The 13,608-nt window shown below is 30.6% G+C and carries 15 protein-coding genes; 14 read left to right on the forward strand and 1 reads right to left on the reverse strand.

Annotation, left to right across the window (positions count from 1 at the left end):
* Positions 1-4 precede the first annotated feature (4 nt).
* The 14 genes from hisD to trpA all read left to right on the forward strand — a co-directional run bounded on the left by hisD (position 5) and on the right by trpA (position 12,684).
* Complete coding sequence (hisD, locus tag ACTF56_RS01165; protein WP_438965069.1) at positions 5-1,303, forward strand: histidinol dehydrogenase; 1,299 nt, start codon at positions 5-7, stop codon at positions 1,301-1,303.
* Positions 1,287-2,312, forward strand: coding sequence for a histidinol-phosphate transaminase (gene hisC / locus ACTF56_RS01170; RefSeq protein WP_438965070.1), 1,026 nt, complete (start codon positions 1,287-1,289; stop codon positions 2,310-2,312). The genes hisD and hisC overlap by 17 nt, the downstream gene beginning before the upstream one ends.
* A gap of 3 nt (positions 2,313-2,315) precedes the next feature.
* Positions 2,316-3,407, forward strand: coding sequence for a bifunctional histidinol-phosphatase/imidazoleglycerol-phosphate dehydratase HisB (hisB, locus tag ACTF56_RS01175; protein WP_438965071.1), 1,092 nt, complete (start codon positions 2,316-2,318; stop codon positions 3,405-3,407).
* Positions 3,404-3,982, forward strand: a complete 579-nt coding sequence (gene hisH / locus ACTF56_RS01180; RefSeq protein WP_438965072.1) for an imidazole glycerol phosphate synthase subunit HisH — start codon at positions 3,404-3,406, stop codon at positions 3,980-3,982. Before hisB ends, hisH begins: the two co-directional genes overlap by 4 nt.
* The gene (hisA, locus tag ACTF56_RS01185) at positions 3,979-4,692 is read left to right on the forward strand and encodes a 1-(5-phosphoribosyl)-5-[(5-phosphoribosylamino)methylideneamino]imidazole-4-carboxamide isomerase (RefSeq protein WP_438965073.1); all 714 of its coding nucleotides are present in this window, start codon (positions 3,979-3,981) and stop codon (positions 4,690-4,692) included. Before hisH ends, hisA begins: the two co-directional genes overlap by 4 nt.
* The gene (gene hisF / locus ACTF56_RS01190) at positions 4,686-5,438 is read left to right on the forward strand and encodes an imidazole glycerol phosphate synthase subunit HisF (RefSeq protein ID WP_438965074.1); all 753 of its coding nucleotides are present in this window, start codon (positions 4,686-4,688) and stop codon (positions 5,436-5,438) included. The genes hisA and hisF overlap by 7 nt, the downstream gene beginning before the upstream one ends.
* Complete coding sequence (hisIE, locus tag ACTF56_RS01195; RefSeq protein ID WP_438965075.1) at positions 5,435-6,025, forward strand: bifunctional phosphoribosyl-AMP cyclohydrolase/phosphoribosyl-ATP diphosphatase HisIE; 591 nt, start codon at positions 5,435-5,437, stop codon at positions 6,023-6,025. Before hisF ends, hisIE begins: the two co-directional genes overlap by 4 nt.
* 234 nt (positions 6,026-6,259) lie before the next feature.
* Positions 6,260-7,651, forward strand: coding sequence for an anthranilate synthase component I family protein (locus ACTF56_RS01200; protein ID WP_438965076.1), 1,392 nt, complete (start codon positions 6,260-6,262; stop codon positions 7,649-7,651).
* A gap of 17 nt (positions 7,652-7,668) precedes the next feature.
* Positions 7,669-8,232, forward strand: coding sequence for an anthranilate synthase component II (locus tag ACTF56_RS01205; RefSeq protein ID WP_438965077.1), 564 nt, complete (start codon positions 7,669-7,671; stop codon positions 8,230-8,232).
* 6 nt (positions 8,233-8,238) lie between these two features.
* Positions 8,239-9,231 carry an anthranilate phosphoribosyltransferase gene (gene trpD, locus ACTF56_RS01210; RefSeq protein WP_438965078.1) on the forward strand — a complete coding sequence of 331 codons (993 nt, stop codon included), beginning with the start codon at positions 8,239-8,241 and terminating at the stop codon, positions 9,229-9,231.
* On the forward strand, positions 9,228-10,013 hold the full coding sequence (locus ACTF56_RS01215; RefSeq protein ID WP_438965079.1) for an indole-3-glycerol phosphate synthase TrpC: 786 nt from the start codon (positions 9,228-9,230) through the stop codon (positions 10,011-10,013). Before trpD ends, ACTF56_RS01215 begins: the two co-directional genes overlap by 4 nt.
* The gene (locus ACTF56_RS01220) at positions 10,010-10,636 is read left to right on the forward strand and encodes a phosphoribosylanthranilate isomerase (RefSeq protein WP_438965080.1); all 627 of its coding nucleotides are present in this window, start codon (positions 10,010-10,012) and stop codon (positions 10,634-10,636) included. Before ACTF56_RS01215 ends, ACTF56_RS01220 begins: the two co-directional genes overlap by 4 nt.
* Before the next feature lie 91 nt (positions 10,637-10,727).
* Complete coding sequence (trpB, locus tag ACTF56_RS01225; protein WP_438965081.1) at positions 10,728-11,921, forward strand: tryptophan synthase subunit beta; 1,194 nt, start codon at positions 10,728-10,730, stop codon at positions 11,919-11,921.
* Complete coding sequence (gene trpA / locus ACTF56_RS01230; protein ID WP_438965082.1) at positions 11,911-12,684, forward strand: tryptophan synthase subunit alpha; 774 nt, start codon at positions 11,911-11,913, stop codon at positions 12,682-12,684. The genes trpB and trpA overlap by 11 nt, the downstream gene beginning before the upstream one ends.
* A gap of 390 nt (positions 12,685-13,074) precedes the next feature.
* On the opposite strand, the gene ACTF56_RS01235 is transcribed toward trpA, so the two are convergent.
* The gene (locus tag ACTF56_RS01235; RefSeq protein ID WP_438965083.1) at positions 13,075-13,329 is read right to left on the reverse strand and encodes a helix-turn-helix domain-containing protein; all 255 of its coding nucleotides are present in this window, start codon (positions 13,327-13,329) and stop codon (positions 13,075-13,077) included.
* Positions 13,330-13,608 lie beyond the last annotated feature (279 nt).

Below are 13,608 nucleotides of genomic sequence, written 5' to 3' on the forward strand. Positions count from 1 at the left end.
AAACATGAAAATACTATTAAATCCACAAAAAGAAGTTTGGTCAAAATTATCGGAACGAAATGCAGTTTCAGGAATCGACCTAAATCAAACCGTTCAAGATATTTTTAAAGATATTGAAAAAAATGGTGATTTTGCCATTGAAAAATACACGCAATTATTTGATGGTGTGGCTTTAAATCAATTTAAAGTTTCATCTCAAGAAATTGAAGACGCTAACAATTTAGTCGATGAAAATTTAAAAAATGCCATCCAAAAAGCAAGTGCTTCAATTGAAAAATTTCATGCTTCTCAAAAAGAAATCATAAATCCAATTGAAACCTTAAAAGGAGTAACTTGTTGGAGAGAAAGTAAAGCAATTGAAACCATTGGAATTTACATTCCTGGAGGAACAGCACCTTTGTTTTCAACTGTTTTGATGCTTGGAATTCCGGCTAAAATTGCAGGTTGTAAAGAAATTGTTTTGTGTTCGCCGCCAGATAAAAACGGAACTATAAATCCAGCCATTTTATACGCAGCTCAACTAACTGGAATAACACAAGTTTATAAAATTGGAGGCATACAAGCTGTTGCTTCACTTACTTATGGTACTGCAACTGTTCCTAAAGTATTAAAAATATTTGGACCAGGAAATCAATATGTTACTGCAGCCAAACTATATGCACAACAACTTGGAGTTGCTATAGATATGCCAGCAGGTCCAAGTGAACTTTTAGTCATTGCTGATGCAACTTGTGATGCAGATTTTGTAGCTTCAGATTTACTTTCGCAAGCAGAACACGGAGCAGATAGTCAAGTGGTATTTGTTACAAACTCAGAAGAAATAGCAGAAAAAGTCTTACTTGCAGTAGCAAATCAAAAGGAATCTTTACCAAGAAAAGAATTGGTCGAAAAAGCGTTATTAAACAGTAAAATTTTAGTTTTTGAAACTATAATAAAAGGGATAGAATTTAGTAATTATTATGCACCAGAACATTTAATAGTAGCTTTTTCAGATGCCGAAAATCAATTAGACACAATAGAAAATGCTGGTTCTGTTTTTATAGGAAATTATAGTTGTGAAAGTGCTGGTGATTATGCAAGTGGTACCAATCATACCTTACCTACAAATGGTTTTGCTAAAAATTATAGTGGTGTTTCTTTAGATAGTTTTGTCAAAAAAATTACGTTCCAAAAAATCACAGCACAAGGCATTCAATATTTAGGACCAACTATTGAAATTATGGCTGAGGCAGAACAATTAATGGCTCACAAAAATGCAGTTTCTATTCGATTAAAAAAATTACAAGATGCAAACAATAACTAATTTGATAAGAAAAAATATTCAAAACATGCAACCCTATTCAAGTGCTAGAGATGAATATGAAGGAAAGGAAGGTATATTTTTGGATGCCAACGAAAATCCGTTTGGAAGTTTGAACCGTTATCCAGATTCAAATCCTTGGAGATTAAAACAAATTTTATCGAGTCAAAAAAAGGTAAAATCCTCTGAAATTTTAATAGGAAATGGTAGTGATGAAATTATCGACTTGGTTCAGCGTGTTTTTTGCGAACCTAAAGAAGATGCAATTATAGTTTGTCCACCAACTTATGGTATGTATGAAGTTTACGCTGCTGTAAACAATTTAGAAGTTATTAAAATCAATTTAACTACTGATTATCAATTGAATTTGGACGCAATTTTAGACCAAAAGGCGAAAATGATTTATGTATGTTCGCCCAACAATCCAACAGGAAATGTGTTAGAAAATATAGAATCGATTTTACAAAATTTTAAAGGAATTGTATTTGTTGATGAAGCTTATATTGAGTTTAGTAATGTTCCTTCATTAGTTGGAAAAATCAATCAATATCCAAATCTAATTGTTTCTCAAACGTTTAGTAAAGCTAGAGGATTAGCCGCTGCGAGAATAGGTATTGCGTATGCCAATGAAATAATAATTGAAGCCTTAGAAAAAATTAAACCACCTTATAATATCAGTCAATTAAACCAAGATGCTGCCGTTTTGTCTTTGGCTAATGCAGATGCTTTAAAAACAAATATTGCTGTATTAATTCAAGAAAGAGAAAAGCTTGAGAATAATTTGGTGTCATTAGATTTTGTTACAAAAGTATATCCTTCACAAGCTAATTTTATATTAGTGGAAATGAAAAATGCTACAAAAATTTTCAACCAACTTATTGAACAACAAATCATTACTAGAAATAGGACTTCGGTAGTTAAAAATTGTATCAGAATCACCGTTGGAACGCCAAAAGAAAACGAACAACTCCTTTATGCTTTGCAATTGATGCAAGAAGAAATTAAAATTTAAAAAATGAAAAAAGTATTATTCATAGATAGAGATGGAACTTTGGTTATTGAACCACCTGTTGATTTTCAGCTAGATAGTTTAGAAAAATTAGAGTTTTATCCAAAAGTATTTCAAAATTTAGCTAAAATTGCAACAGAATTAGATTACGAATTAGTAATGGTAACCAATCAAGATGGATTAGGAACTGCTTCTTTTCCTGAAGAAACGTTTTGGCCTTCACAAAATAAAATCATCAAAGCTTTTGAAAATGAAGGTGTCTTTTTTTCTGAAATTTTGATTGATGCATCGTTTCCTGAACAAAATTCAACAAATAGAAAGCCCGAAATTGGGATGTTAAAACATTACATAAAAGGAAATTACGATTTAGAAAATTCTTTTGTAATTGGTGATAGAATTTCAGATGTACAATTGGCTAAAAATTTAGGTTCAAAAGCCATTTATTTATCTGAAAACCCTGAAGAATTAGCTGTTTTAACAACAACTTCTTGGAATGAAATTTATCAGTTTTTAGCCAAACAACCTCGAACAGCTTCTGTAATTAGAAATACCAACGAAACAAAAATTGCCGTAGCAATCAATTTAGATGGTTCAGGAAAAAGTAGCATTAGAACTGGTTTAGGTTTTTTTGATCACATGTTGGAACAAATTTCAAAACACGGATCAATGGATTTGGACATCCATGTAAAAGGAGATTTATATGTGGATGAACACCATACTATTGAAGATGTGGGAATTGCTTTAGGTCAAGTTTTTGCCAAAGCATTAGGTTCCAAAAAAGGAATTGAACGTTATGGTTTCGTTTTGCCAATGGATGATTGTTTGGCGCAAATTGCTCTTGATTTTGGTGGTCGTTCTTGGCTGGTTTGGAAAGCCGATTTTAAAAGAGAAAAAATTGGAGAAATGCCTACCGAAATGTTCTCTCACTTTTTCAAATCGTTTACTGATGGTGCACAATGCAATTTAAACATCAAATGCAAAGGCGATAATGAACACCACAAAATTGAATCCATCTTTAAAGCTTTTGCAAGGGTTTTAAAAATAGCAGTAAAAAAAGACGGAACAGCAACCATACCAAGTACTAAAGGAATATTATGATAGCTATTGTAAAATATAATGCGGGCAATATAAAATCTGTAAAAAATGCAGTAGAGCGTTTGGGTTTTGAATGCATAGTTACAGATGATGCAAAGCTGTTAAATACCGCTGAAAAAGTTATTTTTCCTGGTGTTGGAGAAGCTTCATCTGCTATGAATTATCTCAGAGAACGAAAATTAGATCAAGTCATTAAAAACCTTAAACAACCTGTTTTAGGCATTTGCTTAGGACAACAATTATTATGTAGATTTTCTGAAGAGAACAACACCAAATGTTTAGCAATTTTTGATGTTCAAGTGAAAAAATTTGAACCAAAACTAAAAATTCCTCACATGGGTTGGAACAATTTAAAAAATATAAATTGCAGTTTGTTTGAAGGAATTGCTTCAATTGATGATTTTTATTTTGTACATAATTATTATGCAGAAATTGGTCAAGAAACCACTGCTGTTTGTGATTATATAGTGCCATTTAGTGCTGCCATGCAAAAAAATAATTTTTATGCAACACAGTTTCATCCAGAAAAATCTTCCAAAGTTGGAGCGCAAGTTTTATTAAATTTTTTACAATTATGAGAATTATACCAGCAATAGATATTATAAACGGAAAATGTGTTAGATTGACAAAAGGAGACTATTCGACTCAAAAAACATACAACGAAAATCCTTTGGAAGTTGCCAATTTTTTTGAAGATAATGGAGTTGCATTTTTGCATTTAGTAGATTTGGATGGAGCAAAATCAAACACAATTATCAATCATAAAGTATTGTATGAAATTGCATCTAAAACCAACTTAAAAATTGATTTTGGTGGTGGATTGAAGCAACATAAAGATATTCAAATTGCTTTTGAAAATGGAGCCAATCAAATTACGGGTGGAAGTATTGCTTATAAAAGTGAAGCGACTTTTTTGGAATGGTTGACAACGTATGGAAGTTCAAAAATTATTTTAGGAGCAGATGCACTTCACCGAAAAATTGCAACTCAAGGTTGGTTGGATACTTCTGATAAAGATGTAGTTGATTTTATTTTAGAATACGAACAAAAAGGAATCGAATATGTAATTTCAACAGACATTTCAAAAGATGGTATGCTTCAAGGTCCTTCTTTAGATTTATATCAAGAAATAATATCAAAATCTAATGTAAAATTAATTGCTAGTGGTGGCATCACAACTATTGAAGATGTTATAGCGTTAAAAAATATGGGTTGCGAAGGTGCCATTATAGGAAAAGCCATCTATGAAGGTACAATTAATCTTAAAGAATTAATGAAGTTATGTTAAAAAAAAGAATTATTCCTTGTTTGGATATCAAAGATGGAAGGGTAGTCAAAGGCATTCAGTTTGAAGGCTTACGTGATGCAGGAAATCCAGTTGAATTAGCACAATTTTATTCGGATAATGGAGCTGATGAATTAGTGTTTTTGGACATTAGTGCCACTTTAGAAAAAAGAAAAACATTAGCACAAATGGTTGAAGAAATTGCATCTAAAATCAACATTCCATTTACGGTTGGTGGAGGTATTCAATCGATCGAAGATGCAAAATTTCTATTGCAATCAGGTGCCGATAAAGTGAGTATTAATTCGGCTGCGGTTAAAAATATAGAGTTAATTTCTTTGATTTCCAATGAATTAGGAAGTCAAAGTTTGGTAGTTGCTATAGACATTAAACAAACGGACAAAAATTGGATGGTGTACATCAATGGTGGTACTAAAGCAACAAATTTTGAGGCCGTTTCTTGGGCTAAAGAAGTTACTACATTAGGAGCTGGTGAAATTCTTCTCACTTCTATGAATAACGATGGTGGCAAAAATGGCTTTTCATTAGAAATTACAGAAAAAATTAGTCAATCTATTGAAATACCTGTAATAGCTTCTGGAGGAGCTGGATCTAAAGAACATTTTTTAGATTTATTTTCAAAAACAAATGTCAGTGCAGGATTGGCAGCAAGTATTTTTCATTTTAATGAAGTAACCATTCCTGATCTTAAAAACTATTTAAAAACCAATTTAATTGCCATACGATGAACCTAAATTTCGATATTACAACAGGATTAATTCCAGTCATTATTCAAGATTATCAAACCTTACAAGTTCTAATGTTGGGTTATATGAACGAAGAAGCGGTTGCCAAAACAATAGCCGAAAATAGAGTCACTTTTTTCAGTAGAAGTAAAAACAGATTATGGACAAAAGGAGAAACTTCGGGCAATTATTTAGAAGTGATTTCTATGTATGATGATTGTGATAAAGATACGCTTTTAATTTTGGCAAAACCTTCCGGACCAACCTGTCACAACGGAACAATTTCTTGCTTTAATACTTCAAAAGAAAGTACATTTTTATATCAATTGGAAAATACTCTACAACAAAGAATTTCTAGTAACGATGAAAACTCTTATACTGTTTCCTTGGTACAAAAAGGCATTAATAAAGTAGCTCAAAAAGTAGGTGAAGAAGCAGTAGAATTAGTTATTGAAGCTAAAGATAACAACGATACTTTATTTTTAAATGAAGCAGCAGATTTAATGTATCATTATTTACTTTTATTGCAAGTAAAAGGATTTCAATTTAAGGATGTTGAAGCCATTTTAAAAGAAAGAAACAAAGGTTAACCAAATCATAAAGTTTTAAAAAAAAATAATTTTTGCATTTTTATATCAAAAAACTTTTATACGTTTGTACTCACAATGAAAAATTATACACAAAATACAAATTGGTGGGACATGACTAACTCCGTTCTTGGAATTGGTTGGTAACTGCTATTTGTAATTTTCTACAAGATATCGAAACCCACTTTTCCAAGTGGGTTTTTTTTATGTTTCATTTTTCCAAAAATCATTTTAATTATGTCATTTCAATTCAAAACTAATTTATATAAAACGTTAAGCGATACGCACACACCTGTGGAGTTGTATTTGAAAATTAGAGATAAATTTCCCAACAGTTTTTTATTGGAAAGTTCTGATTATAAGAGTAAAGAGAATAGTTTTTCGTATTTATGCTTTAATCCTGTGGCTTCTTTTGTTGTTGATAAAGAGCTTACAAAAATCAATTTTCCAGACGGAAATTCGCTTCAAAAACAAACAAAATCAATTCATGTAGCAGATGAATTATATCAATTTACCAATGCCTTTCAATCGGATGATTTAAAACAAGATTTCATCACAAATGGTTTATTTGGCTACACGTCTTATGATGCAATTCCTCTTTTTGAAACGATTCAATTTGAGAATCAAACCTTTGATTTACCTCTAATTCAGTATCATTTGTTCAGGAATATGATTGTTTTTAATCATTTTAATAATGAATTATTCATCATCGAAAATCATTTGGAAAATGAAACTTCTAATTTGAATGAAATTAAAGATATTATTTCCAAACGTTCGGTAACTACTTTTTCATTTAAAAAAGCGAATACCGAAACTTCTAATTTTACGGATTCCGAATTCTTAGATAAAATCGAAATTGGGAAAGAACATTGTTTTGCTGGTGATGTTTTTCAAGTGGTATTTTCTCGAAAATTTAAACAAAAATTTCAAGGCGACGAATTCAATGTGTATAGAGCTTTGCGTTCCATTAATCCTTCACCTTACTTGTTTTATTATGATTATGGCGATTTTAAAATTTTTGGTTCTTCTCCCGAAGCGCAGCTTACCATTTCAAATCAAAAAGCAACTATAAATCCAATTGCTGGTACATTTAAAAGAACAGGAGATTTTGAAGAAGACAATCTACTAGCTGATGCTCTAAAACAAGATCCAAAAGAAAATGCCGAACATATCATGTTGGTTGATTTAGCACGAAACGATTTAAGTAAAAACAGTATCAAAGTTTCAGTTGAAAAATATAAAGAAATAGAATTTTACTCACACGTCATTCACATGGTTTCAAAAGTGAGTGCACAATTGGAAAATGATTTTAATCCCATTAAAATTTTGGGCGATACGTATCCAGCAGGTACATTGTCAGGTGCTCCAAAACATAAAGCCATGCAAATTATTGATGCAAATGAACCAGAAAGTAGAGGTTTTTATGGAGGAACTGTCGGAATTATAGGTTTAGATAAAACGTTCAATCATGCCATTTTTATTCGTTCTTTTTTGAGTTATAAAAACGAATTAACATACCAAGCAGGTTGTGGTATTGTAACTAAATCTGACGCAAAATTAGAATTAAAAGAAGTAACTAATAAATTGGAAGCTTTACGAAAAGCCATTGATTTAGCAGAATCTTTATAACAAGAAAAAATGTTAAAATGAAAATATTAGTCATAGATAATTACGACTCTTTTGTGTACAACTTGGTTTGCATGATAAATAACTTGGTTGATGCAGAAGTACATATAGTAAAAAACGACAAACTCCAATTTGAAACAATGGATACTTACAACAAAATTTTGCTTTCTCCTGGACCTGGAATTCCTAAAAATGCTGGAAAATTAATGCAAGTTTTAGAACAAAAAGCAGCTTCAGTAAGTATTTTGGGAGTTTGTTTAGGACATCAAGCAATTGCCGAATATTCAGGCGGAAGTTTATACAATTTACCGCAACCTTTACACGGAATTGCTTCAAATATTGCCATTATTAAAGAGGACTATTTGTTTCAAAATACGCCTAAACACTTTAAAATAGGGCATTATCACTCTTGGACAGTTTTGGAAAATGAAACTTCAGATTTTGAAGTCTTAGCACGAGATGAAAATCAAAACATCATGGCTATTAAACATAAAAAACATGATGTAAGAGGATTGCAGTTTCATCCAGAATCAGTTTTAACAGAATACGGAACTACTATAATTAACAACTGGTTAACTCATTAATACACTATGAAAAATATATTAGAATACTTATATGCACACAAAACATTTTCGAAAGAAGATGCTAAAGAAGTGCTTCAAGATATCGCTACCGGAAAGCATCAACCCACGCAAATTGCTTCTTTTTTAACGGCTTTCATCATGCGAAACATTACATTAGAAGAACTAATCGGATTTAGAGAAGCTTTAATTTCGCTTTGCAATAAAGTCGATTTATCAGCCTACAATCCAATGGATGTTTGTGGTACAGGTGGAGATGGAAAAAATACGTTTAACATTTCAACTTTAACTTCTTTTGTAGTGGCTGGTGCTGGAATTCCTGTTGCAAAACATGGCAATTATGGCGTTTCTTCTATTTCAGGTTCTTCTAATGTTTTAGAACATCTAGGGGTTGTTTTTCCTACGGATAATCAAGTTATTGAAACTCAAATTAAGGAAGCAAATATTACTTTTTTACACGCACCTCTATTTCATCCAGCGTTAAAAAATGTGGGTCCAATTAGAAAAGAATTAGGTGTAAAAACGTTTTTCAATATGCTTGGTCCTTTAGTAAATCCTGCTGAACCTAAAATTCAAATGACTGGTGTTTTTAGTTTGGAATTGGCTCGAATGTACCATTATATTTTACAACAAGATCAATCCAAATATAGCATTATTTATGGATTAGATGGTTTTGATGAAATTACCTTAACTGATAAAACGAAAATCATTAAAAATTCAGGTGAAACTATTGTTGATGCGAGTTCTTTTCAATTGCCAAGAACAAATTTAGAACAACTTTTTGGTGGAAATACGGTTGAAGAAGCTTCGCAAATTTTCTCAAATATTATCAATGGATCAGGAACTGCAACTCAAAACAATGTGGTTTTAATCAATGCCGCAATTGCTATTCAAACCTATAAACAAGAGTTGGAAATTAATGAAGCTTTTGAATTGGCAAAAGAGTCTTTATTTGACTTAAAAGCATTGCAATCTTTACAAACTTTAAAACAAATTAGATGACCATTTTAGATACTATAAAAACACAAAAATTAAAAGAAGTGCAACAACTCAAACAACTTTATTCTATTTCAGATTTTGAAGAAATGCCTTTGTTTAATTCAACTACTCATTCATTAAAAAAAGTAATAGAAAGTTCTGTTACAGGTGGAATAATTGCCGAATTTAAAAGAAAATCTCCTGCAAAAGGTAACATTAATTTACAAGCCAATGCTGTTGAGGTAACTCAAGGATATGTTAATGCAGCTGTTTCTGGATTGTCTGTTTTAACGGATTCATTTTTTTTTGGAGCTGATAAAGAAGATTTTAATTTGGCTAGGAAAAACAATGCAATTCCAATGTTGCGAAAAGATTTTATTGTTGATGAGTATCAAATTTTTCAATCTAAAGCAATGGGTGCAGATGTTGTTTTGTTGATTGCGAAAATTTTGACGCAAAATGAAGTAATTCAATTTACCGAATCGGCACATCAATTAGGAATGGAAGTTTTTTTAGAAACTCAAAATGAACAAGAAATTATCCAGTACGCTGCCTTTGATTTTGATTTGATTGGCATAAACAACCGCAACTTAAATTCCTTTGAAGTTAATGTTGAAAACAGCATCAAATTAGCTCAATTATTACCAAATGAAAGTATAAAAATAGCTGAAAGTGGTATTGACTCTGTAGCAACAGTAAAAGTATTACAACAAAATGGTTTTCAAGGTTTTTTAATGGGTGAATATTTTATGAAAGACAAAAATCCTGGTCAAAAATGTCAAGATTTTATAAATCAATTGGTATGAAAAAAGTAAAAATTTGTGGTTTGTTTCAGGATGAAAATATAAAAGAAATTGCAACCCTTCGACCCGATTTTTTAGGCTTTATTTTTTATCCAAAATCGAAGCGTTTTGTGGCTGATAAACTTTCAAAGGAAATACTGAATTCTCTTCCAAAAGAAATTAATAAGACAGCGGTTTTTGTCAATGAAACCATTAAAACCATTCAAAATATAGTTCAAAACTATGCTTTTGATTATGTGCAATTGCATGGAAATGAAACGGTTCAATGCTGTCAAAAATTAAATGAAAGTAACATTAAAATCATAAAAGCTTTTTCTGTAGATGATGCTTTTCACTTTAGTATTTTGGAAGAGTATCAAAAGTATTGTGATTATTTTTTATTTGATACAAAAACACCTAATTATGGAGGTAGTGGTAAAGCGTTTAATTGGCAAATTTTACAAAATTATCATCTAAACACTCCTTTTTTTTTAAGTGGAGGCATTGGATTACAAAACATAGACGATGCGCTACAGTTTCAGCATTTACAATTTATTGGATTAGACTGTAACAGTGCTTTAGAAAATCAAGATTACACTAAAAATCAAGAAAAAGTTGCTCAAATAATAGAAAAAATTTACTTATGAAATCGCCATTAACTAAAAGTTTGTGCAAACAAACACCAATAAATAAAAAAGCGATACCATATATGACTGCTAACGAATAAATTCTACAGATATGAAAACAAGAATTAAACCTGATGAAAATGGATTTTATGGAGAATTTGGTGGAGCTTTTGTTCCAGAAATGCTCTATAATAACGTCAATGAATTGCAAAATAAGTATCAATCGATCATTGATTCTAAAGAGTTTCAAGATGAATTTCAAGCTTTACTAAAAGATTATGTGGGAAGACCTACACCTCTATATTTTTCAAAAAATCTTTCAGCCCAATTTGGAGCTCAAATCTATTTAAAAAGAGAGGATTTAAACCATACAGGAGCTCATAAAATAAACAATGCTATTGGTCAAGTTTTATTGGCCAAACGACTCAATAAAAAACGCATTATTGCCGAAACTGGAGCAGGTCAACACGGTGTAGCTACAGCAACTGCATGTGCTTTATTGGGTTTAGATTGTACTATTTATATGGGTGAAATCGACATTCAACGTCAAAAGCCTAATGTAGATAGAATGTTGCTAATGGGAGCCAAAATTCAGCCTGCAACAAGTGGAAGCAAAACATTAAAAGATGCAACTAATGAAGCCATTAGAGCATGGATTAAAGATCCTGTGGATACGCATTATGTTATTGGTTCTGTGGTTGGTCCTCATCCCTATCCTGATTTGGTAGCTCAATTTCAATCTATAATTAGCCAAGAAATTAAAGTGCAATTAAAAGAACAAACAGGCAATGAAAATCCAGACTATGTTTTAGCTTGCTTAGGTGGTGGAAGTAATGCTATCGGTGCTTTTTATCATTTTATTGATAACAAAAAAACAAAATTAATTGCCATTGAAGCTGGTGGTGAAGGAGTTAATTCTGGTAAAACAGCAGCAACTATTGCTTTAGGCAAAAAAGGAATCATTCACGGAAGTAAAACCTATTTAATTCAAACCAATGACGGTCAAATTGTAGAGCCCCATTCTATTTCTGCAGGTTTAGATTATCCAGGAATTGGACCCATTCATTCGTATTTAAATGACACTAAAAAGGCTACTGTGGTTAGTGTTACAGATGCAGAAGCCATTCAAGCAACTTTAGATTTATCTCGAAAAGAAGGAATAATTCCAGCTTTAGAATCAGCTCATGCTTTGGCTTATTTGTCAAAAATGACTTTTAATTTAGAAGATGTTGTTGTAGTTAATTTGTCTGGAAGAGGCGATAAAGATTTAGGAACCATTCAAAAATACATGAACAATGAGCAATAGAATTAAACACTTATTTGAAACAAAAAACGATAAATTACTTTCCATTTATTTTACGGCTGGTTATCCAAGTTTGAATGATACTTTAAAAATTATAGAAGCTTTGGACGAAAGTAAAGTAGATGTAATTGAAATAGGCTTCCCGTATTCGGATCCTTTAGCAGATGGACCAATAATACAAGAAAGTAGTGGAAAAGCTATTGAAAACGGCATGACATTGGCTTATTTGTTTTATCAGTTGGAAGCTTTACGAAGTATAACACAAATTCCGATCGTATTGATGGGTTATTTGAATCCAGTAATACAATTTGGAGAAGAAAATTTTATAAGAAAATGTGCTGAAGTAGGAGTTGATGGAATCATTATTCCAGACATGCCATTGTTTTATTATCAAACCCAATTAAAACCCATTTGTGAAGAAAATTCGGTTTCCAATATATTATTAATTACACCAGAAACTTCTGCAGATCGAATTAAAGAAATTGACTCCAATTCAAACGGATTCATTTATTTAGTTTCTTCAAACAGTATTACAGGAAGTAATGCAACTTTAAATTCTCAGACGGATTATTTTAAAAAAATTCAAATGATGCAATTAAACAACCCATGTTTAATTGGTTTTGGGGTTCACGATAAGAACACCTTTGATACAGTTAGTGCGTTTAGTAGAGGAGCTATTATTGGTAGTGCATTTATAAAACACATCACCAAAGAAGGAATTTCAAAAGAAAAGATTAAAGAATTTATTACTGCAATAAAACAGTAAAGAGGTATAGTTTGTTTGTGAGAGAAAAGGCTAGTTTGAGAAATCATCTAGTCTTTTTTTGGTTTGATTTTTTTACATAAAAAAAGCCTAACATTGCTGTTAGGCTTTTAAAGCTCCCCCTTGTATATCACTATCGAACCCTTTGTTGCTGAAAAACAAAAAGTTAAGTTTTTTAAACAAGAATATATCTGCACTTGTTTAAGATCTTAATTAATCAACAAAATTAAATGACAATTTAGAAACTATACAAATTTCATTTTTTATTCAAGAATTTGTTATAATAATTTAATTTTTAAATAATTAATTTTTAACCCAAATTATATGATTTTCAATTAATTACCAATATTTCAACCTCTTTCACTTTTAACACCTGTTAATTAGATATTATATTTAAAAATTAATTTCATAAAATAATTCAGATAAAGACACATTCAAAGCAAAAGCTATTGAAGTAATTGTTCCAATATTTGGTGTTACCTTTGCACTTTCTATTTTATACAAATATTGTCTATCCATTCCTACCATTATAGCTAAATCTGTTTGAGAAAGTTTTTTTTGTTTTCTCAAATTTTTTATTCTTTGCCCAGTTTCAAAAGCAATTTTCTTTTTAAGTCCTAATAATATTTTTTCATCAATAGCGTTCACTCTACAAAGTGAAAGATAATAAGTTATTATTTTGTAATCTTAAAACACTTCATTTTTTCAAAAAATATTAAATTATATTTGGATATTAAATATTTTAATATTAAAATTGTATTAAATATTTTTCTTGTTAATTAATTTTATAAAAACTTATGATTTTTATTTTTTTATGCTAATAAAAGTTTAAGTAAAAAAATTGATAGCATATTAAATTTTTATTAATTGAATTCAAGATATAAAAAAGATTAGTTATAAATAATTGTTTAATTTTAAATACATACA

It is taken from the genome of Flavobacterium sp., from assembly GCF_965657075.1.
Classification (GTDB): domain Bacteria; phylum Bacteroidota; class Bacteroidia; order Flavobacteriales; family Flavobacteriaceae; genus Flavobacterium.

Excerpts from the sequence above, each read along its gene's own strand:
- hisD (WP_438965069.1), top strand. The coding sequence starts at position 5 with ATGAAAATACTATTAAATCCACAAAAAGAAGTTTGGTCAAAATTATCG.
- hisC (WP_438965070.1), top strand. The coding sequence starts at position 1,287 with ATGCAAACAATAACTAATTTGATAAGAAAAAATATTCAAAACATGCAA.
- hisB (WP_438965071.1), top strand. The coding sequence starts at position 2,316 with ATGAAAAAAGTATTATTCATAGATAGAGATGGAACTTTGGTTATTGAA.
- hisH (WP_438965072.1), top strand. The coding sequence starts at position 3,404 with ATGATAGCTATTGTAAAATATAATGCGGGCAATATAAAATCTGTAAAA.
- hisA (WP_438965073.1), top strand. The coding sequence starts at position 3,979 with ATGAGAATTATACCAGCAATAGATATTATAAACGGAAAATGTGTTAGA.
- hisF (WP_438965074.1), top strand. The coding sequence starts at position 4,686 with ATGTTAAAAAAAAGAATTATTCCTTGTTTGGATATCAAAGATGGAAGG.
- hisIE (WP_438965075.1), top strand. The coding sequence starts at position 5,435 with ATGAACCTAAATTTCGATATTACAACAGGATTAATTCCAGTCATTATT.
- ACTF56_RS01200 (WP_438965076.1), top strand. The coding sequence starts at position 6,260 with ATGTCATTTCAATTCAAAACTAATTTATATAAAACGTTAAGCGATACG.
- ACTF56_RS01205 (WP_438965077.1), top strand. The coding sequence starts at position 7,669 with ATGAAAATATTAGTCATAGATAATTACGACTCTTTTGTGTACAACTTG.
- trpD (WP_438965078.1), top strand. The coding sequence starts at position 8,239 with ATGAAAAATATATTAGAATACTTATATGCACACAAAACATTTTCGAAA.
- ACTF56_RS01215 (WP_438965079.1), top strand. The coding sequence starts at position 9,228 with ATGACCATTTTAGATACTATAAAAACACAAAAATTAAAAGAAGTGCAA.
- ACTF56_RS01220 (WP_438965080.1), top strand. The coding sequence starts at position 10,010 with ATGAAAAAAGTAAAAATTTGTGGTTTGTTTCAGGATGAAAATATAAAA.
- trpB (WP_438965081.1), top strand. The coding sequence starts at position 10,728 with ATGAAAACAAGAATTAAACCTGATGAAAATGGATTTTATGGAGAATTT.
- trpA (WP_438965082.1), top strand. The coding sequence starts at position 11,911 with ATGAGCAATAGAATTAAACACTTATTTGAAACAAAAAACGATAAATTA.